Raw genomic sequence first — 20,879 nt, 5'->3', positions numbered from 1 at the left:
TCACGAATGTATCGTCGGATTGACTGTATTGGGGGCAGAAAACTGGCTGTTTGTTGTATTTTGGTTACTGGTGAACCTGTAACTTAATTGAATATAAAACCGACAGCAACCGTCGATGGACGTTGGACTGTAATGCCGGAGAGGCCCTCGATTTTGGACTTTCGAAATTTGAGAAATACGTACTACTTCTCGCGGTGTCGAACATTCCATTGCCGGTCATTCTTCTTCCGCCGGCCGTCTACACGTGAGGGCCGCCCCACAGCACGACGACCGGTAGGCAGACGACTGCCGGACGAGTTTGCACGTGCGGTATCGGTAGGCTACGTCGTCACCGCAGTCGGTACAGGAGAGGACGTACTTCGGGTCGGTGAACCGACGGACGTGGACGGGTGCGTCGACCGAGTTGGCTCGTCGTCTGAACGCGGGGCCGTGGTCGGTGGTCCCGAACGTCTGGAACTGTTCGACGTGGACGAGTTCGTGTCGGAGCGTCTCGGTCCACTCGTCTCGGCCGAACTTGTCGAACGCCCGCCACGAGAGTGACATCGTACAGGACGGGACGCCGTCTGTCGCCACCCCGTTCGACGGCCGTTCGGACCAGTCTCTGGGTTCGCCGACGGAGGCGTCCTCTAGTTGTGGTGTCTTCACTGCGGCCGCTCGCCGTTTCGAACGGGTGGAAACCTCCCACTCGACTCGCGCCAACTCCACGTCGAACCCGTACTCGGAGACGGCGCGAGCGCAATACGCACGTGACCAGCGTATCAACTCGCCGTGCGTCTCGATGGCGTCGTACTCCGGACCGCTGTTGTCCTCGCGTGCCACGGTTCGACCTGTGGTTCGGAAGAGAGGGTCATGGATGTTTTGTTCACGACGACCGATAGACTCTCGTTGCGAATCTGCGACGCGTTCGGCGTGTTCGTCTCGGTGTCCGTGACTGCTGCCGACGTGACGCGATACACGACGACACCGTCGTTGTGATAGAGTTGTACGTATCCCGGACTCTCTTCGAGCGACGCGTGGAGTCGTGCGATTCCGTCTTCTTCGATTCCCCGGACGGTGTACGCTCCGCGCGGGACGTACAGGTAGTCGGGTTCGGCCCCGACAGACGCCATCGAACGCGAGACACAACTGGCGTTCTCACAGGTACTCGAGTTCTTGAACGCCGACAACTGGTCGTAGTACTGTTCCGGACTCTCCCATTCGGCACCCCACGGGCCGACGAGGATAGAACGGTCGGTGTAGTACGGGAACCACTCTGCCGCGTCCGAGAGCACGACGAACGTCGCGTTGGGGGCGGTGTTCGCTTCGGCCCACTGCATGGCTTCTCTGTCGTCGTCGTCCATGAACGGTGGCAGACTCGGACTGCCGTGGTGTGCCGACCCGAGCGCGCTCCCCGCGTAGAACCCGCCGATGGCCGTCACGAGGACGATGACGACAGTCGCGACGACAGCCATCGACTGCCGGGTGTCGAGTGTCCCGCGAAGTTCCTCGGACACCCGTGGGACGACGACGCCGAACAACACTGTCGAAATCATCATGGCGCCGGGGACGAACTGGAACCGTTCTTTGCCGAGCGTGTACGCGAGGACGACCAGCCACATCGGGAGGACGTACTGTTTCCGCGCGACGAGGACGGCGGCAGCGGCGAAACTCGCGACGAAGAATATCGTGACGATAGTCGGGTCGAACGGGTAGACGAACTGGTCGAGGAGACGGCCGACGCCACCTGCGATACCGCTGTGACTCCCCGCGGCGCTGGTGAAAACGCTCCACCCGTGGCGTGAGGCGACTTCCCACCACCACGGTGCCGACATGACGACACCTCCGACGGCGACGAGGGCGCCACCGAGCAGGCCCCGAACCGACCGGTCGAACGCCGCGAACAACACCAGCCAACTGACGCCGAAGAAGACGGTGTACACCGGGTGCGAGAGGATGGTGAGCGCGAAACAGACCGCGCCGAAACTGGTCCACCGCCACGCCTCGTCTACGAATATTCGCGTTCCCGCGTAGATGCCACAGAGCGCGAGCAGGAACGCCGACGCGCGGACGATGCCACCCGCCGAGAGGTGCCACTGGAGGACCGGCGGCGTGACGGCGAAGATGATGGTTGCGACTCCTGCCTGTCGCCGCGTCGGGAGGAGGCGTTCGGCGATTCCGTAGTAGGGAACGAGGTAGAGCACGGTGACGAGCGCCGGCAGGTACCGACTGACGGTCATCCCCGAGATGCCGATGTCGGTGAGGACTGCGACGACGAAGAACTGAAGCGGGGGATACGCGAGGGGAATCCCGTCCGTGTAGTAAGGGACCGTTGCCGGGAGGGTGTACTCGTGGGCCCGAATCTGCGACGCGACTTCGAGGTAGAGGCCGGCGCCGTATGCGGGGTACTGGTGCGTCAGCAGGTAGATGGTGGAGACGACGACGCCGGCGACGAGTGCGAACCCGAACCAGACGTGGCTGTCGCGGCCCAGGTCGGACACGCCACTGGGTGCGCTTGCTGGGCGGCCGGATTCGACCGGGTCGAGTCCGGTGCGACTGGGTTCGGGACTCTTCACCCAGGCGGAGGTGCCGACTGCCTCGTCTCGCCCCGGTGTCTCCCCGGCGTTCGTGTCGGCCGGGTTCTCTCTCATGGTCGTCTCCGAATCGAAACGGGGTTGCTCACAGTGACGCTGTACGGAAGCCATCGAAGTTCGAGTGCGCCCCACACGAGTGCCACGAGGGAACCGAGACACGCCACGGCGAGCGTGGGGACACTCATCCACTGCGGGAGGACGTAGTAGACGGCGTTGACCATCGGACCGGGCAGTATCGCTGACGCCGACCCGTCGTCAGCACTGCCTCCCGTACTCGCGGTTCGGTTTTCGAGTGAGAGTTCGTGTGCGGGTTGTCCACCGTGACTCTCGTCGCCGGTCCCCAGTCGTTCTGCTTCGTACGGGAACGCGATGGGGACGCTCCAGACGACGTCACCCGTCTCGTCGAGTTCGAAGACTCGGTTGCCGTTCGAGTCGGTGACGAGTGTGTGCCCGTTCGGAAGACGGTCCGCATCACGGGGCCACTGGAGTTGGTCGTCCTGCCAGACCCACGACCGAGTCCACGTCCCACCACTTCGGCGATACTCGACGAGTCGGTTGTTCTCGGAGTCCGCCACGAGGACGGCGTCGTCGCCCCCGGCGTTTTCGATGTAATCGGGGTTGTGCTGCTCGTAGATAATCTCGTGTGACCCGTTTCCGAGCGTTCTCTCGGCGACGAGGCCACTCTCTCTGTCGAGGTAGACGACTCGGTCGTGATTCCGGAGACTGACCTGAACGAGACCGTTCGAGAGGAGTTCCACGTCGTTGAGGTGGGTCCAGTCGCCGGGGTAGGGCCCACCCGTCGTCGCCGGGTCGAACGCAGATTGCGCGTCCCACGACCACGTGACGAGTTCTGTGGTCGTATTCACCACGAACACTCGGTCGGCGGCGATGTCGGCGACGACGTACGAATCGTTGGTCACTCTATCGGCGTCGTGCCACCGCGTCGAATGTTTTCCCGGCGTCACGCGACTGTAGACGGGTTCGACGGTTCCCGTCGTCAGGTTCACACGCTCGATACCGTTTTCGGTACAGACGGACTCGCCACCACACGCCTCGGGCGTGAGGTGGTCGGCATAGAGATACTCGACAGTCGCGTCAGTCCCCTCCACGGGGTCTACGTCCCAGTATCGAGTGTGCGAGTCGTCGTAGTAGACGACGCTCCCACTCGCGTCGAACGCGACGATCTCGGCGTTCGCCCGCGGGCCATCGGCCGCTTTTCCTAACCACGTATTCGAATCGGTTGCGACGACTGTCGTCCCGTTTGCCGCGGGGACACGGCCATCGCCGTCGGCAGCGTCGGTGACAGTGGGCGTCGAACGAGTGGCGTACGCACCACCCACGAGGCCCGCGCAGACGAGCAGGACGACTGCCGCTGTGACTCGAACGTGCCTTCGCTCGACCATCTCGTCCCCACTCGGTCGGCTTTGGGTCTAACTACCCGGACGCTAAATATCCACGGCGACCGGCGGCTAAACTGAACCCGAACGGGAGCCCACCTTAACAACGGAATAATTAGGGTCTTAGACCCGCTGTGGTTCTGTACGATGCAACCTCGGGGTGGGCGGATCGGGGGGATTCTCGCCGTCGTTATCGTCGTCTTCGTGTTGGTCGCGGGCGCCCAGTCGACCGGTCTCGTCGGTGTCCCGAACGACTTGTTAGACGGGGACGTGGCCGAACCCGACGGAGTGGAGGAAGCCAGACACGTCGAACTCATCCCCGTCGGTGACGGCCAAGACCGATTGTGGCCGTTCACCAGCAGGGCACGGTCGTTCGACACGTTGACGCTTCCGATAAACGTCGTCGTCGAAGGGAATCCTGCGCGAGTCCGGTCGCTGCTCCTCTATTCGCACGACGCGAAGTGGGACCAGACGAACGAGTCGTGGGAATCTGCGGCGGGCGAACAGGTCCCAGAAAGCCGTGTGGGAACGCCATGGGGGTCGGCGACGGGGGCCGACCGATACACGTACGTCGACGTCGGTGAGTCCAACGGAATCTGGATAGACGAATCGATGCAACTTCACGACGGGACTTACTTCGGCAGTCGGATTCACCTCAGATTGTACGGCGGCGGCAGACCCGGTGACTCGTGGACGGCGATTCAGGCCCACCGCGACTACTGGGACTGGTTCCGTCTCAGACACACCGTGACGAGTCTCTCCGGACCGCAGCACGCCGTCGAACGCGACCTGTTGGGGCAACCGACCGTCGTCGAGGTCAGACGCGAACGGTTCGCCAACGGCGGCATCATCGACTCCGACGGATGGGTGTCTGTCGTCCAACTCGCCCCTCGACAACTCGTGTCTGATACACTGCCCGAAACCCAACAGCGCGAGGCCACGACGTCTACGGCGAACGTCGGACCGGACGGTCCCGAACCGCTCCTTGGACCGTCAGAGGGCGAGACTGACGCTCTCTCACCACTCTTCTTCGTCGTCGCCGGTGTCGGGGGCGGCGTTGCGGCGGTGGTCAGTCGGGAGACTGTGGGTGCCGCTATCGAACGCTTGCGGTGGTCCAGACTGGCAGACCCGAGATACCAGCGGACGCTCGTCCTCCTCGTCGTGCTCGTCGCGATTCCGGTTTTCGTCCGGTCGGCGAGCCTCTTTCTCGAAGGCCACATCCCGAACCACCCGAAGGTCATCGCGGGAGTTCTCTACCCGTTCTTCGCGCTCGCGCCCCCGTACGTCGCGCTCCGAATCCCCCGGGACCTCTCTGCGGAACTGTGGTTCGCCGTCTCGTTCGTCGGGTACGGAATCGGTCTGGTCGTCGACTTTGCGCTCATCGACATCGGTGTCGTCCCCATCGATATCGTTCTCCACAGATTCCTCGTGCTCGTCTCGCTCGGCTGGCTTTCCGTCGTCGGAATGCGTCGGTCCTCCGACCGAAGAACCCGATGGATTACGCTTCCAGCGGCAGTAAGCCTGTGGGTTGGCCTCCTTCTGTGGCCGCTCTTTCTCGGTATCTGACCGGATTAGGGCCCGTGTAATAACGTCTATCGTACGTTGAGAGAGAGCTAGACACCTCGCCCTCCACTCGACGATGTCATCTCCACGACTCCATAGACGGTCGCTTCTGGCGCTCGCCACGGCCGGCCTGACGAGCGGTTGTCTCAGGCAGTTCGAGTCGGCCGTCTCGCGCGACGAAACACGACAGCTCTCGCTGAAGATAAAGACGGTCCCTGCCGATGCGGACGCCGCAGTGACCAAACTCGCCCGGTATCTCTCGACGCGTCTCCAGCAGGTCGGTATCGGTGCGACTGTCGTTCCGATGAGTCGCGAGGAACTCCTTCGCTCGGTCCTTTTGAACCAGGACTTCGACATGTACGTCTACAGATACCCGCTCCGGCAGGACCCGGACTTCCTCTACTCACTCTTGCATTCTCGGTTCGCCCCAGATGCGGGGTGGCAAAACCCGTTCGGATACAGCGACCTGTCGGTCGACTCGCTTCTCGAACGACAACGAACGGAGGCTGGTCCGGTCCGGGCGGCGACCCTCGAAGATATCCAACGGAAACTCGTCGAAGCCCAACCGTTCACGCCGATTTGCGTCCCGAACACGTTCAGGGCAACGCGTCCAGAGCGAGTCGAGTGGCCGTCTGGAACACCCATTCACAGTGTTCCAGCCTATCTGGCGGCCCGACCTGCCGGAGACGAACCGGCGTCGGTGGACACTGTCGAATCGACGACGCCAGACGCCGGGCAGACGCGGACGACTGCGACGACTACGCCGCCGTCGAAGACGAAGCTCAGGATAACGACCACCGATGCGCGTCCGACAGAGAACCTGAACCCGTTGTCTGTTCCCTTTCGCTCCGATGGGACAATCATCAGACTCCTCTACGACTCCCTCGGGAGGTCGTTCGGCGGTCGGGTCCGTCCGTGGATGGCCGAGTCTTGGCGGTGGCGCGACGGCGATGCGTCGACGCTCGAAGTTCGGCTCCGTGACGACCTGACGTGGCACGACGGCCACGACCTGACTGCCGAAGACGTCGCGTTCACGTTCGAATTCCTCGCCGATACGTCGCTTGGGTCGTTCGACCAACCCGTTCCGTCGCCACGCTACCGTGGCCGTGCGTCGCTGGTCGACGGTGTCAGCGTTCGGTCGGACCGCGAACTGTCCATCCGGTTCGAAGACGTCGACGAACCAGTCGCTGCACGCGCGTTGACGGTTCCACTACTCCCGAAACACGTGTGGGAACCGCACGCCCGGCCGACGACCATGCCTGTACCGAACGCTGGGCCGGTCACCGAAGCGCTCGTCCGAGACAACCTCTCCCCGGTCGGGAGTGGCCCGCTCCGAGTCACGGGAACCGCTCTTCGGAAGTCGATTTCGATGGAACCGTTCGAGTCACACTTCCTCTCGGGTGAGTCCGTCGAGGAACCACTCGCGCGGTTCGAGGGGGGATTCTCGTTCGACTCACTCGAATTCAGGGTGGTCCCGTCAGATGGCGCTGCTGTCGAACTCCTCAAGAGTGGAACTGCCGATGCGACGGCGAACCCGTTGTCACCCGACGCAACGGACGTGGCTCGCTCAACGAGCACGCTCGACGTCGGTGCCCACCAGTCGCAGTGGTGCTATCACGTCGGCTACAACCTCCGCCGCGCCCCGTTTACGAACCCGCGGTTCAGACGGGCGATTGCGCGACTCGTCGACCGTCGGTTCCTAACCTCGTACCTCTTCGACGGCGACGCGACGGACGTCGTCTCCATACTCGGGACGACGGCGTTCGCCCCACAGGGCTACACGTGGGAACGGGCCGTCGGCGAACGCGGATTCGTCGGCACTCGCGGTACGGGCACCCTCGACATCGACAGCGCGCGTGCGCTGTTCGAGGACGCCGGGTACACGTATTCGCCCGAGTCGAATCTGCTGGTGGAAGAATGAACGTCTCGCCACTCGTCTCTGTGTTGGTCCAGGTGCTCGGCGGTGCGGCAGTCGGACTCGTCGTCGCCACCGTCGGCATCGTGGGTCCGTCACGGTTGCGGACGGGAGTCGGGACGCTCCGTGACCGTCTCCGCGAGGCGGCCCCGTATCTGGGCTTGCTCGGGTTGGTCCTCGTCGTGAACAAAGTCGCTCGTGACTTCGGGCCCGATGTATCGTGGGCACTCGGGTGGAACGTGACAGGTCTCATCTACGCCGTCGAAGGCGATTTCGTCCATCACGTCCAGTCGGTTCGAACCCCGACGCTCACCGCAGTCCTTTCGGCGGTGTACCTCTCGGGTTACGTCTTCTTGCTCACGTTTCCGTTCGTCGCCTACCTCTTTTCGGACGACAGGCGACCGCTCGAACTCACCGCCGTGGCGTACGCGGCGAACTACGCCATCGGACTGACGTGCTACATCCTGTTTGTCTCGTACGGGCCACGCAACCTCTTACCCGGACAGGTCGAATCACTGCTCTACAGCACGTACCCGCAGACGCAGATACTCACCGGCGAAGTGAACGTAAACACCAACGTCTTCCCGTCGCTCCACACCTCGTTGTCGGTGACGGCAGCCATCGTCGCTATCTCGACGTACCGGACGTATCCCGTCTGGGCGCTCGTCGCACCGCTCCTCGCGAGTACTGTCGCCTTCGCCACGATGTACCTCGGAATTCACTGGGCGGCCGACGTCGTATTCGGCGTCGTTCTCGGTGTCGTGAGCGTCGCCCTCGGAACGTGGGTCATCGAACGCCGAACCACGGACGCCTAGGCGAGTGTCTGTAGCCACTTCGTCCGCGAAGCGCCTCACGGTGACACTTAACACACCAGTCGGCGAACCGTGGAGACATGACACCCGAGAGTACAGACACACCAGCGTGGACGACTATCGAAACCAGCCGAGATGGGTACGTGGGCCGGATTACACTCGACCGGCCGGCGTCGTTGAACACGTTTAGTACTGACCTCGCGGCAGAACTCGACGACGCACTCACTTCGTTCGCCGAGATGGACGCTGTCAGAGCCATCGTCGTCGATGGGGCGGGGAAGGCGTTCTCTGCCGGCATCGACCTGACCGAACACGCCGACTTCGAGACCAAAGACGAGTACGAGGCTTGGGTCGCGGTGATGGAAGAACCGTTTCGGACGCTCACGAAGATGCGGACACCGGTCGTCGCTGCCGTCCACGGCCACGCCGCGGCGAACGGAATCGGCCTCCTCGCGGCCTGTGATTTGGCAGTCGTCGCTGAGGGGACTCGGATGGGAGCGACTGCGCCCAAAGTCGGCCTCTTCTGTATGGGCCCTGCGGTTCCGCTGTTGTCGTCTGTCACACGGAAGCGCTGTCTCGAACTGCTCCTGACCGGCGACTTGATCGATGCCGAGACTGCCGCCGAGTGGGGACTGGTCAACCGCGTCGTCCCCGACGGCGACCACGTCGCGGCCGCAGTCGAACTCGCGGAGACCATCGCGTCGAAGAGTCCCGTGGCCGTCCAGATGGGGAAAGAGGCGTTCTACGAGATGGCAGAACGCGACTACGACGACGCGTTGGACTATTCGAACGAACGGTTCGCCGAACTCTGTACGACGCGTGACGCTCACGAAGGGATTGGTGCGTTCCTCGACGGTGACCCCCTGGGTGCGGACGAGTGGCCAGGTGAGTGAGTCCCCTCACCGAATCTCGAGAGGAGTAACTCACTCAGCGTGCGAGTGTCCTTCCAGAAATCGTGGCACATCGACTGAATTCTGGATACTGTTACAACTCTATCTATATCGCTCACCTCGTTGTCCTACACAGACAACGATGTTTAGCAAAACATGGCGAATTTGAAGCTGATATTGGATAAAGTGTATGTCGCTATACAAAATAACTCGGTGAGCGGCGGATTTTCTGCGTCGGCGTCTGTGCCCGTGATTCTCTGCTCGTCGTGAGTCTCTGTTAGATGCGGGTGGTTCGAATATTCTATCCGGAGACGTTCTGTTTTGTGTTGAGATTAAACAGTGCCACGTGTTGACGTAGCAAGACTGCCGATTCAGTTCGATTCTCCTCGCTGGTCAGTCGTGACGTTCGAGTGTCAATTCTGTCGTAACCCGGATGATAAATTGAATATATCTTCGTTGCTATATTTGTGAGATAGTAATATAGAGTGTCAATGTATTACGAACGTCGCGACGTCCGGCCAGTCTCGAACGTCGTGCTGTGTGCCGATTGAACAGAGACTGTCTCGATAAATGTGAGTCTAAATGAGAAATTGCCTGTATAATTTGTTGTAACTAAGGTGTTAATTTTGTGCGTGCATTTAATGATTTGTTAGTTGTAAGATGTATATGATTTGGAGACGTTCACGAAATGCTGAATAAATTGCCACCGAAGTACTTATGTAATTATCTGGCTGTTAATCTGATTAATGGCTAGCAAGCAAGAGAACAAATCTGATACGAACGACGAGATCGATTGGGACATGGTCAGCTACGCAATCAGTTCCCAGTACCGTCTGACCGTCCTCGAGCGACTCGCTGATGGCCCCGCGACGCCGACTCGCATCGCGTCCGACACGGACCGCCACGTCGCGAACATCTCGCGTTCTATCCAGCGACTTCGGAAGCGCGGACAGGTCGAACTTCTCGTCCCCGAAGACCGAAAGAAGGGTCGCGTCTACGGACTCACCGAAGACGGTGAGCAGTCGTGGGAGGTTATCCAATCACAGGAACTCGTGTGACGACGCCGCCCGCCACCAACCCGATTCTTCGCCCTCCTGTCCGCTACAATTCCTAGCTTTATTGGACGGTTAACCGCCTCCTAAGTGCAAATATCCCCCGAATCAGCCACTCAACAACAAAGTGGTTACTATAGCATCATTACGCATGGTAGAATTACCGATAGTGAAAGACAACAGGGTCGTGCGAGCCCTCGGAGAGTCACAGGCCGACGTGTTGGCAGGCTTCGTGATTCTCGTCGGTGCTTCCATGTCGGTGCTGTACGTCGATTCCGTCGTTGTCCGTGCAGTGTTCGGCATTCCGCTTCTCGTCTTTCTCCCGGGTTACGCACTCCTCCTCGTCTTGTTCCCGTACAGTTCTGCTGAAACGAGAGTTTCGCGCCCCTCGCTGGCGACGTCTAATCGGAACCTTGCGGGCGTGACGTTCGTCGAGCGTATCGTGCTGTCGTTCGGTACCAGTCTCGCACTGGTCCCGCTGTTCGGCGTTCTCTACTTAAGCATAGTGCCAGACGGCGGTGCAGTCAGCGTCGTCACCCTCCTGGCAGTGGGTGTGGGCGTTGGCCTATTGCTCGGTGTGTACCGCCGTCTGCAACTCCCGAAACCTGAACGGTACAGCTTCCCCACGAAGGTGTGGCCTGCAACGGGTACGAACCGAGCCCTGAACGTCGCTCTCGCAGTAGTCGTCGTTCTCTCGGTGGTCGGACTCGGCGCAGCACTCGCCGTTCCGAACTACGGAGAGACCTATACGAACCTCTCGTTGGTGACTCAGCAGTCGAACGGTGAGTTCGTCGCCTCGGGGTACCCCGACACGCTGTCGGCAGGCAACTCCGAGATATACGCCACCGTGACCAACCACGAACGAGAGGTGACTCGATACACGCTCGTCGTCCAGTTACAGCGTGTCGAGACGTCGTCCGGTTCGGCCTCTGTCGTCGAATACGAGGAGTTGGCACGCGTCTCGTCGGAAGTCGCACCTGGGGAGACGTGGTCGACCAACCCCGAACTCAGCCCCGAGATGACTGGGTCCGACCTCCGACTCGTCTACCTCCTCTACGAGGGTGATGCACCCGACAACGCCGACACCGAGAGCGCTTACCAGTCGACGTTCGTCTGGGTCGACAACTGAGTTCGGCCGCGTACTCCCGCGTTCCTTTTTTTCTTCTCTCTGTTCGACGACTATCCCGAATCCGACGACGTTCCATCTGACGACGCTCCCATTCAGGGTGTCTTCCGCTCTGAGACTCCCGTCTCGAAAACACGTGGAAACCGACGAAGACAAAACAGAGAAATCACCGCACGAGAAGTCACCGCACGAAGAGCGAACGCCTAGGCACGCTGTCTGATAGACTTGTAGATGTGTGCGAGTTTTCCGATTCCCGGTTCACTGCGTTCGAGACTGTAGAAGGGGACGAGTGACGGGTTGAACTTCGATTTATACCTGTTGATGCGCCGGTTGTCGGCACCCACGAGGTCGTACGTTTCACGGTCACGTTCTATGGCGTCGCTCATCACGTGCCAGTCGAGCAGGTCGTTGACCGCGATGTCGACGTCGATGTCGGTTCTGACGCCACCTTGCCACCGCGACACCATGCCTTTGTAGTCGGTGACAAGAATCCCGCCGACGAAGTCGCCGTCGACCCGAAGCGTGTACGGGCGAATCTGTCCCGCCGGGAGGTTCGTGTAGAGGTCCTTGACGAACTCGGCCGAGGTACGGAACGAGATTCCCTGATTCTCGTATCGGTCCGTGACCTGCTCGATGATGAGTTCTATCTCTTCGAGACCACCTTCTTCGATGGTAAAGGAGTCCTCCGGGGCGTTTCGAATGTTCGCTCTGGCGTCGCTACTGAAACTCATTAGGACGTCCTCCTCACCGGCAGTGAGGTCGACGTGATAGGTGTACGACGGTGAGATGTCGAAGTCGTTCCACGTGAACGCCCGCAGGTCGTCGTGCGTCCCATCGAGGCGAATGTGGGTATACTGGGGCCGTATCTCGTTTTGTATCCACTCGAAGCAGTTGTCGATGAACTCGTGATGTCGGCTCTCTCGTTTTCGTTGCTTCATGTGGCCCATGTTGAGAAGGGCCGGACCGAGGTATGCGACGCGAAGTTCGGGTGGCGGAGAGAACACCGTCTGTATCGGCCCCTTCGTGATGTTGAAGACCGGAAAGAGACCGACTACTTCCTGTCCCTTGAATCCGATGAGAGGATAGAGTTCTGCGTTGGCGTGTTTCGCCTGGACTTCGAGCGCAGCATACTGATGAAACAAATTTCCGTTGGGGGACTGCTCGACGTAGTCGTCCCACTTGTCGATGTCTTCGTCGGTCGCATACCTAATCTCGATGCTCATTGTCTGTAGACTAAAAGTCCACACCCTGACCGCTTTGTTATAATCTTCTTATCAGCGAGCGTGACCCTCGTTCCCCCGTGAGACGCGCTCTGTGGGCCTTCTATGGGGTTCTCACGAGACTTTGCCGAAACTGTCGACTCTGGGCAGGCAGACACTCCTCGTGTGATGCGTCGATGATTGGTCGACAACCGAGAACGGTCCCCGGCGTGGTTGGCAGTCGATAACGTATTGTCACGCGGTTCTGAGCGTGGTTGGTTATCCATAACAATACTTCTAGATATCGTTTGAAGCACCAGTTATGGCCTCCAACGGAACAAGAAGTCAGTTGGGCTTGCTCGTGGGGTTTTCGGCGTTCCTCCTCGCGATTGGGTCGGCATACATCTCTCCCGCAACTTCGTACGAACTCTCGTTGTATCTGAACACCCCGCTTGCCTACTGGATTTTCGTCGGCGTCGCCGTCACCGCAGCGCTCGTAATCTCGATATTCGGCGATAGCGACGTTCGGCCACTGTCACTCCTGCTCGGCGGGATGAGCGTCTTTTCGATTGCGGCGCTTCCACTCATCCGTGGGTACTACTATATCGGTGCTGGGGATTCACTCACGCACCTCGGATGGGTTCGGGACGTCATCGACGGTGAGGCGGCCATCAGCGAACTGCTCTATCCCGGCATCCACTCGTTTGCGGTTCTTCTCACTGACGTCACCGGGTTCTCTCCCGAACGGTCGCTGATGTTCGTCGTGCTCCTGTTCGTCGCGCTCACGTTCGCCATCGTCCCGCTAATCGCGTTCGAAATCTTCCCGCGAGAGGATACTATCGTCGTCGCTTCGTTCTCGGCGTTCCTCTTGCTCCCCATCAACACCATCAGCACGCATCTGGCACCGCACACGTTCAGCCAGGCCATGCTCTTTTCCTCACTTGGAATCTACCTGTTCCTGCTGTACTTGACGCGCGCAGATACGAATGGGTCGAGATTCCGCGTCACGTCGTTCGGTGCGTTGCTCGTCCTCGTCGGGGTGGCGACAGTGTTGTACCACCCGATGCAGGCACTCAACTTGTTCGTCCTCCTGTTCCTCGCGTCGGTGATCCAGGTGGTCGCACGGCGGCGTAACTGGGAGAGTCCGATTCGGAACCACAAAACGACGTACGCCCAGACCGGAATCCTCGCGCTCGCCTTCCTCCTGTGGACGAGTCGACGAGACGCGTTCTGGAGTACACTCAACGCAGTCGGTCGAGCGGCCGAAGGCTACCTCAGTGGGGCGCCCCCGACTGCCGGAGGGAGTACGGTTGCACAAGGCGCGTCTCTTTCGGCAATCGGGGCCAGTCTCCCCGAGATATTCGCGAAAGTGTTCCTCGTCGGGTCCGTCTACGTGGTTCTGACGGGTATCCTCGTCCTGGCAGTCTTGCGACACCGTCTCGACGCCGAACCGGAGACCGGTGCGAAGGTGCAGTATCTCGCGCTCGGTGCGCTCGGGACGCTTCCGTTCGTCGCCGTCTACATCCTCGGCGACATCGGCGAGCTTCACTTCAGACTCTTCGGCTACCTCATGTTGATAGCGACTGCAGTCGGGTCGGTGGCTATCGCCCTCGGATTACCTCGACTCGCGTCCGGAGTCGGGATTCGGGCGACCCACGTCACCGTCGCGGTGTTGCTGTTGTTGCTACTGCCAGCAGCACTCGCCACTGCGTTCCCGTCGCCGTACATCTATCAACCGAACCAGCACGTCACACAGGCGGAGTTAGACGGCTACGGACAGACGTTCGAACTCCACGAGGCTGACCTCGAAGTCGCGGCGGTCAGACAGGGACCGTGGCGGTACAACGACGCTATCTTCGGTACAGAGGAGACACCCCGTGACGCCTACGACCGCTCGGTCCCCTCGCGCGAGATAGACACGCTCAACACGACGTTTGCGAGGAGTGGCTATCTCGCGATAACCGAATACGACCGCGAACGCGAGATAGAGGCGTACAAAGAACTTCGATACACGCGAGCAGAGTTCGACTCTCTCGATGCACGAGTGGGAGTCAATCAGGTGGTCTCCAACGGTGACTTCACGCTCTACTTCGTCGACGAGCGCGCCATAAACGGCGACGAACCCGACGAAGCGTCGTCCGGATGACGCCGGTGAGAGTATGCGAATTATAACTATCCTGTAAACGAGCGAATGTCGCTCCAGAGCTATGACTGAGCGTCCGAATATCGTCTGGATTACGTTAGAGAGTACGCGGGCAGACCACACGACGATGGGTGGCTACGACCGAGAGACGACGCCGAACGTCCAACGAATCGCAGACAGCGAGGGTGGACGGTACTTCTCGCAGTGTTACTCACATGGAATCTGGACGCTCGCGTCTTCTGCGTCTATTCTCACAGCTACGTACCCCTCTCACCACGGTGCGGGGATGACCGGCGACGCCATCCCATCAGTGTTGCCGACGGTTGCAGAGCGATTCAAGGAGGCGGGCTACGATACGGCCTGCATCTCTCCGAACTCACACCTGAGCTCTGCCACCGGCCTCGACAGGGGATTCGACGAGTTCGTCTGGCTCAGTAAGTCGACCCTCCGTGAGTCCGTCGGACTCAAGACGATTCTCTCGTACGTCCGCAACATCCGAACCCACGGTGGGGGGTTGACGCTCGACACCCGAAAACACGGGACCGATTACATGCTCAACGAGTTGGCGACTCGATGGCTCGAAGACCGACAGACGAAGTCGGACCCGATGTTTCTGTATCTCCACTACGGTGGGCCACACCACCCGTATTTCCCTCCGAAACGCTACCTGAAGCAGTTCGCCACCGAAACCGGACTCTCGATAGACGAAATCGAGGCAATCGGACTGGACCACCACGAGAACCTCTACGAACACATGGCCGCGAGTAGTCCGTTCACAGCGGAGGAGTGGGAGGCACTGAGGGCACTCTACGACGGTGAAATCGCGCACGCCGACGAGTTCGTCGGTGAACTGTTCGAGACGGTCCAATCGCTCGACATCGGACACACCATCTTCGTCATCACGGCTGACCACGGTGAACTGTTCGGCGAGAGCGGCCTTCTGGCCCACCAACTCGTCACGAACGAGGCAGTCTCGCACGTCCCGCTCGTCACCCACGGGTTAGACTCCGCGCTCGCGTACGAAGGAGAACTAGTACAGCACGCCGACGTTATGACGACGCTCCTCGCGATGGCCGGTGCGCCCACCGAGGGAACACAGGGTATCGACCTCAGAACCGACCACCGCGACTTCGCAGTCGTCCAGCGTGGCGCGGACCGCTGCCGACAGAACGTCGAGAAACTCCTCGAACTCAACCCCGAGTTCGACGCGTCGAAGTTCCCCGACTCGACGCTCACCGCGCTCTTCACGCCGGAGTTCAAGTACGAACACAGTGACGACGGAACCGAACTGTTCCGCCTTCCCGACGAGTCTTCGGACGTCTCCGACGAGTACCCAGTCGTCGCGTCCGACCTGCACGAGACACTCGTCGAGTGGTTCGAGACAGAGGGGAAACCCGTAACCGACCAACGGCAGAAAGGCCGGTTCACCGACGAGATGCGCGACCAACTCGCTGACCTCGGGTATCTCGTCGACTGACGACACCGTTCGTCGCCCCGGCCGTTTCTCCGTCTGGTCGGTCTGATTTGTAATCGCCACTGTTCGCTTTCGCGGTTTCGGCCCCGGATATCGAAGAACCACAAGTTTTGCAGACATTCACGAAAATTCACCAGTCTATCTTGCGTATAGTCTCTATCTGTCACACTTTCTGCGCTCCGTGCGAGGGTATCTGATAACTATCTCGCGACCACCGCACACGATAAGCACATCCTTCTGGTTAACAAATGTCCACCAAATACACTTAATCGAAGCATAAATTTGGTGTAATTGCTTCAAATGTGGTCAAATCTGTTATTTATTCAAGTTTCTTTGAACCGAGTATGCAGAAGGACCCCGACCAGAACGAACGCAACCAAACCAGTAATCAGCCTTCCAGCGTTACAGAACTCGGCCGCAGGTCGTACCTCCGTATGGCCGGTGTCGCACTCGGTGCCGCCGGTGCGACCGGTGCAGTTGTCGAGAACGCCGCCGCCGCCCAGACCGTACGTGGAATCACGTTCGACCGAGTACTGAACGCAGCAGACTTCTGTGACACCTCGGGTAACTCCGACTGTTCCAGTGCAATCGAGAGTCGTCTGACCGACGGCACGCTCATCAAGTTCCCGAAGGGAACCTACAAGATTGCGAACGACATCTACCCAGGCGGCCCCTCCAACGTGGGTATGATTGCAGAAGACGGTGCAACGCTCAAGATTCCGTCCAACCACGAGGTGACGGTGTTCCTCAACAAGGGTGGCCGTAACGTCCTCTTCGAAGGATTCACCATCGACCAGACTGCGAGTGGTGCCTTCGGGAACATGAAGCTCCTCTGTGAGACCAACTCACAGATTCGGAACGTCGAGATTGTCGGACGCGCACCCGCGGCAGACCACCGTCTCGACCAGCACGTCCTCTGTGACGTCCACGACCCCGATGGGCTTTCGGTCATCGAGAACTTCGTGGCGAAAGACGGTGGTGTCCTCGGTGAGTACCGTAACAGTGCCGGTGGGATTCAGGCGACGCCCGGTCACCACGGGACGCTGAAGCTCATTAACTGCCACCTCGAAGAGATGGCGAACAACGGTGTCTACGCCACGCGGAACGACGGTGACATCCAGATCGAGGGTGGCATCTACCGTAACAACGACGTCGCGCAGGTCCGGTTCATGGGACCGAACTCCTACGTCGACGGTGCGCTCATCGAAATCGACATGAGCAAGTCGAACAACCCCGGCACGCCGCGTAAGATGCGTGGTGTCTGGATAGAGACCAAGCAGACGAAGTTCGACGGGACGAAGAACGGTGGCTACGTCCGCAACAGCACCCTCATCGTCCGCGAATCGCCCAACACCATCGAGGCACTCGACCTGGACGAGACGGGTGGATGGCTCGAAGTCGACAACTGTTACTTCATCATCGACCGGAATGGGTCGCGTGCAATCACCGGCTACAGACCACAGGACAAGGCGTCCAACTACCCGAAGGCACCCAAGCCGTGGGACCTCTCGGTTACGAACTGTTCGATTACGGGCAGTGCGGCAAACCGCGAGAGCATCAAGGTCTCCAACCGTCCGGGGACGACCATCGAGAACACCTGTATCCAGCAGACTGCGTCGGACCGCGACGGTGTGACCGTCGTCGACGCGTCTGACTGTTACGTCGGCAACTCCACCATCAACGTCGACGGCCAGGAAGTCCGTGAAGTCGATACGAACGTCCAGACGTCGAGTATCGAGACGTCGGGTACGTGTCCGCTCCCCGGCGATTCGACTGATTCCACGGACTCGACGGACTCGACGGACTCCACAGATTCGACGGATTCGACGGATTCGACGGACTCCACGGACTCGACTGATTCCACGGACTCGACGGATTCGACTGATTCCACGGACTCGACTGATTCGACGGATTCGACGGACTCCACGGATGACTCGACGGACTCCACGACGGATTCGACCACGCACCAACTCGTCATCGATGGTGAGGGTAGTTCCGAACTGTCGAACTACGAGTTCACAGTCAGTGGCACCGTCGAGCAGACGGACGACCCCGGCGAGGACAACGTCAGTGGCAGCACCGTCACCGGTGCAGTCGCTGCCGGCCTCGACAGCTTCGACTACACTGGCGAAATCACCTCGTTCAGTCTCGATGGCTCCGCGGCAGTCTTCGTCGACGGGCAGGAAGTCGACCCGGCCACGCTCGGCGACTCCGCGTCGGACTCGACGGACTCCACGGATTCGACGACCACCACGCACGAACTCGTCATCGACGGTGAGGGCCGTAACGAACTGACGAACTACGAGTTCAGCGTCAGTGGCTCCGTCGAGCAGACGGACGACCCCGGCGAGGACAACGTCAGTGGCAGCACCGTCACCGGCGCAGTCGGTGGTGGCCTCGACAGCTTCGACTACACTGGCGAAATCACCTCGTTCAGCATCGATGGGCCTGCGAAGATTACGATCGACGGGCAGGAAGTCGACCCGGCCACGCTCGGCGACTCCACGTCGGACTCGACCGACTCCACGGAGACGGTCGAGACGGTCAGCAAGCTCACCATCGACGGGATGGGTACGGACGACCTCGCGCACTACAAGTTCAGCGTCAGTGGCTCCGTCAAGCAGATTGACGACCCTGGCGAGGACAACGTCCACGGCTCGAAGGTCAACGGTGCGACCCGCCGCGGTATCGACGAGTTCGAGTTCACCGGTCAGATCACCTCGTTCTCCATCAAGGGTCCCGCCCGTGTCTACCTCGACGACTCGAAGGTCGACCCCGACACGCTCGGGTAACACGCCCACACTGACCTAACCTCCCCGCTCCTTCTGCCGTCACTTCCCTCCACCACATTTTCACCCGCCCGAGCCAGTGCGAAACCGACTGCCTGCGTGGTATCGTCGGACTGTCTGGTGGGTAAGTCACCTATAACAAAGCCCTGAGGTGCCCCTCGTTTTCATGAACACGCCGACTGCGAGAGGCAACCCGCGGTATCTCTGAATCGAGTTCCGGGACCGCATCCCTCCTCGGCGCGCACTGGTGCGCGTGCAGGGTGGGGTTTGACGTTCCCACGCGGGGAACAGTGTGCCTATCGCGGCGGCGAGGGACCCAATTCATGGTGACGAGTTCGATTATCCGAGGGCTGAAGGCGATGTTTGCTGCACAGAGCATCTCGCTTCTCTCGAAGGGGCTCTTGATAGTGCTCCTCACGCGGTTTTTCCTCGACGCAGAGGAGTACGGCCTACTCTTCTTCGCGATTTCTATACTCTCGGTCGCACTCCTGTTTACGAACCTCGGACTCGCGAAGTCCGCGGCGAGATATCTGGCCGAGTACCGGAAGACGGACCCGGCACAGGTGCCGTACATCATCTGGTCGACGCTGAAGTACAACCTCGTCACGATAGCCATCGTCACGACTGCCGTGGTGGTGTTCAGTGACCCCGTCGCTCGGTTACTCAACGAACCGCGAGTGGCCCCACTGCTCGTCGCCGGCGTCGGGTACATCGCGTTCAGTTCGCTGAAGACGTTCACGTCGCTGACGTTTCAGGGACTCAACAGCGTCGACTGGAGCGCGAAAACAGACATCGTCGCCAACGTCAGCCTCCTCGTCTTCATCGTCGGCTTCCTGCTTTTGGGCCTCGGTCCACTGGGCGCAATCTTGGGGTACACCGTCGGCTTTGCGCTCGCAGTCGTCGTCGGATTCGTCGTCCTCTACGTCAAGTTCTATCGGCCACTCGACGAGGGCGCACCGAGGGAGCGTGGCCTCTCGAAACGCATCCTTCGGTACAGTATTCCGCTGACGGTGACCCGCGGGGCAGTGATGCTCGACAGTCGCGTGGATGCGATTCTCGTCGGCTACTTCCTCAACCCAGTCGCTGTCGGATACTACATGCTCGGCAAGCAGATAACGGACTTCGTCATCGCACCCGCCACGACGATTGGGTTCTCTATCTCGCCGACGTACGGCGAACAGAAGGTGACGAACAAACTCGAACGCGCGGCGAACCTCTACGAGACGACGTTCGAGTACGTGGTCACGCTGTACGTCCCCGCCGCCGTGGGGATGGCTATCCTCGCCGAACCGACCGTCCGACTCATCTTCGGCGAGGGCTACATCGGCGCGGTTCCCGTCGTACAGGTGTTTAGCCTCTACGTCCTCCTGCGCGCGATAGACAAGATTACCAACGACAGCCTCGACTTCATCGGCCGTGCGGGCGCGCGTGCCTACGCGAAATCGGCGACGGCAGTCGCGAACTTCGCGCTCAACATTGCGCTCATCCCGACGCTCGGTGTCGTCGGTGCGGCACTGGCGACGGTCATCACGTACGTCTTCCTCGTCGCGTACGAAGTGTATCTCATCTACACGGAGTTCTCGCTGTCACTCGTCCGTCTCGCACGAACCACCGCTATCGTCTGTCTCGTCACCCTCGGGATGGCGATTCCCGTGCTCGCGTTCGAACCCTTCATCTCCGGTCTCGCGACGCTCGGGGCGGCGGTGGTCCTGGGTATCGTGATGTGGTCTGTCCTCGTGTCGGTGAGTGGCCTGCTCAGTTTCCGACGTGTCGTCGGGATGCTTCGGTAATTCGGTAACTGCGTTCTGTGATTCGTTCGGTGAAGCAGTCACGTGCACGGAGGGAAAACGACGCTGTGCTCTCTTATCGTCTCCACCGTCTGTGAGCGCCTCGCATCTTTGTGACGCACTACGTGGATTATTCTGACGTCATCCACGCAGGGGGAGACG

14 protein-coding genes are annotated in these 20,879 nt (G+C 60.2%); 10 read left to right on the top strand and 4 right to left on the bottom strand.

What is annotated here, in order from left to right:
- Positions 1–216 precede the first annotated feature (216 nt).
- From ACK3R5_RS18665 to ACK3R5_RS18655, 3 genes are read right to left on the bottom strand one after another with little or no spacing between them, the layout of a single operon-like run.
- Positions 217–819 (bottom strand): SprT-like domain-containing protein, encoded by a 603-nt coding sequence (locus ACK3R5_RS18665; RefSeq protein WP_411969002.1) that lies wholly within the window; start codon positions 817–819, stop codon positions 217–219.
- Complete coding sequence (locus ACK3R5_RS18660) at positions 759–2,627, bottom strand: ArnT family glycosyltransferase (protein WP_411969001.1); 1,869 nt, start codon at positions 2,625–2,627, stop codon at positions 759–761. The genes ACK3R5_RS18665 and ACK3R5_RS18660 overlap by 61 nt, the downstream gene beginning before the upstream one ends.
- Positions 2,624–3,973: an aryl-sulfate sulfotransferase gene (locus ACK3R5_RS18655; protein WP_411969000.1), complete on the bottom strand. Its 1,350-nt coding sequence runs from the start codon at positions 3,971–3,973 to the stop codon at positions 2,624–2,626. Before ACK3R5_RS18655 ends, ACK3R5_RS18660 begins: the two co-directional genes overlap by 4 nt.
- Before the next feature lie 141 nt (positions 3,974–4,114).
- On the opposite strand from ACK3R5_RS18655, the gene ACK3R5_RS18650 reads away from it, so the two are divergent.
- The 6 genes from ACK3R5_RS18650 to ACK3R5_RS18625 all read left to right on the top strand — a co-directional run bounded on the left by ACK3R5_RS18650 (position 4,115) and on the right by ACK3R5_RS18625 (position 11,328).
- Positions 4,115–5,533: a hypothetical protein gene (locus tag ACK3R5_RS18650; protein WP_411968999.1), complete on the top strand. Its 1,419-nt coding sequence runs from the start codon at positions 4,115–4,117 to the stop codon at positions 5,531–5,533.
- A gap of 73 nt (positions 5,534–5,606) precedes the next feature.
- Positions 5,607–7,451 carry an ABC transporter substrate-binding protein gene (locus tag ACK3R5_RS18645; RefSeq protein ID WP_411968998.1) on the top strand — a complete coding sequence of 615 codons (1,845 nt, stop codon included), beginning with the start codon at positions 5,607–5,609 and terminating at the stop codon, positions 7,449–7,451.
- Positions 7,448–8,260 carry a phosphatase PAP2 family protein gene (locus ACK3R5_RS18640; RefSeq protein WP_411968997.1) on the top strand — a complete coding sequence of 271 codons (813 nt, stop codon included), beginning with the start codon at positions 7,448–7,450 and terminating at the stop codon, positions 8,258–8,260. Before ACK3R5_RS18645 ends, ACK3R5_RS18640 begins: the two co-directional genes overlap by 4 nt.
- Before the next feature lie 77 nt (positions 8,261–8,337).
- Positions 8,338–9,150 carry an enoyl-CoA hydratase/isomerase family protein gene (locus tag ACK3R5_RS18635; RefSeq protein WP_411968996.1) on the top strand — a complete coding sequence of 271 codons (813 nt, stop codon included), beginning with the start codon at positions 8,338–8,340 and terminating at the stop codon, positions 9,148–9,150.
- A 743-nt stretch (positions 9,151–9,893) separates the two neighbouring features.
- On the top strand, positions 9,894–10,205 hold the full coding sequence (locus tag ACK3R5_RS18630) for a winged helix-turn-helix domain-containing protein (protein WP_411966234.1): 312 nt from the start codon (positions 9,894–9,896) through the stop codon (positions 10,203–10,205).
- A gap of 181 nt (positions 10,206–10,386) precedes the next feature.
- Entirely contained in the window at positions 10,387–11,328 is a 942-nt protein-coding gene (locus tag ACK3R5_RS18625) for a DUF1616 domain-containing protein (RefSeq protein ID WP_411968995.1), read from the top strand.
- Positions 11,329–11,528: 200 nt separating this feature from the next.
- Here the strand turns inward: ACK3R5_RS18625 and ACK3R5_RS18620 are convergent, their stop codons facing one another.
- The gene (locus ACK3R5_RS18620; protein ID WP_411968994.1) at positions 11,529–12,548 is read right to left on the bottom strand and encodes a lipid II:glycine glycyltransferase FemX; all 1,020 of its coding nucleotides are present in this window, start codon (positions 12,546–12,548) and stop codon (positions 11,529–11,531) included.
- Positions 12,549–12,846: 298 nt separating this feature from the next.
- On the opposite strand from ACK3R5_RS18620, the gene ACK3R5_RS18615 reads away from it, so the two are divergent.
- From ACK3R5_RS18615 to ACK3R5_RS18600, 4 genes are all read left to right on the top strand, one after another.
- Complete coding sequence (locus ACK3R5_RS18615) at positions 12,847–14,670, top strand: hypothetical protein (protein ID WP_411968993.1); 1,824 nt, start codon at positions 12,847–12,849, stop codon at positions 14,668–14,670.
- 61 nt (positions 14,671–14,731) lie between these two features.
- Entirely contained in the window at positions 14,732–16,144 is a 1,413-nt protein-coding gene (locus tag ACK3R5_RS18610) for a sulfatase (RefSeq protein WP_411968992.1), read from the top strand.
- A 341-nt stretch (positions 16,145–16,485) separates the two neighbouring features.
- Positions 16,486–18,933 carry a hypothetical protein gene (locus ACK3R5_RS18605; protein WP_411968991.1) on the top strand — a complete coding sequence of 816 codons (2,448 nt, stop codon included), beginning with the start codon at positions 16,486–16,488 and terminating at the stop codon, positions 18,931–18,933.
- 320 nt (positions 18,934–19,253) lie between these two features.
- Positions 19,254–20,720: a flippase gene (locus ACK3R5_RS18600; protein ID WP_411968990.1), complete on the top strand. Its 1,467-nt coding sequence runs from the start codon at positions 19,254–19,256 to the stop codon at positions 20,718–20,720.
- Positions 20,721–20,879: the final 159 nt, after the last annotated feature.

Source organism: Haloferax sp. YSSS75, from assembly GCF_046764215.1.
Classification (GTDB): domain Archaea; phylum Halobacteriota; class Halobacteria; order Halobacteriales; family Haloferacaceae; genus Haloferax.
Note: the sequence above shows the minus strand (reverse complement) of the source record. Positions and strands in the feature narration are given on the sequence as shown.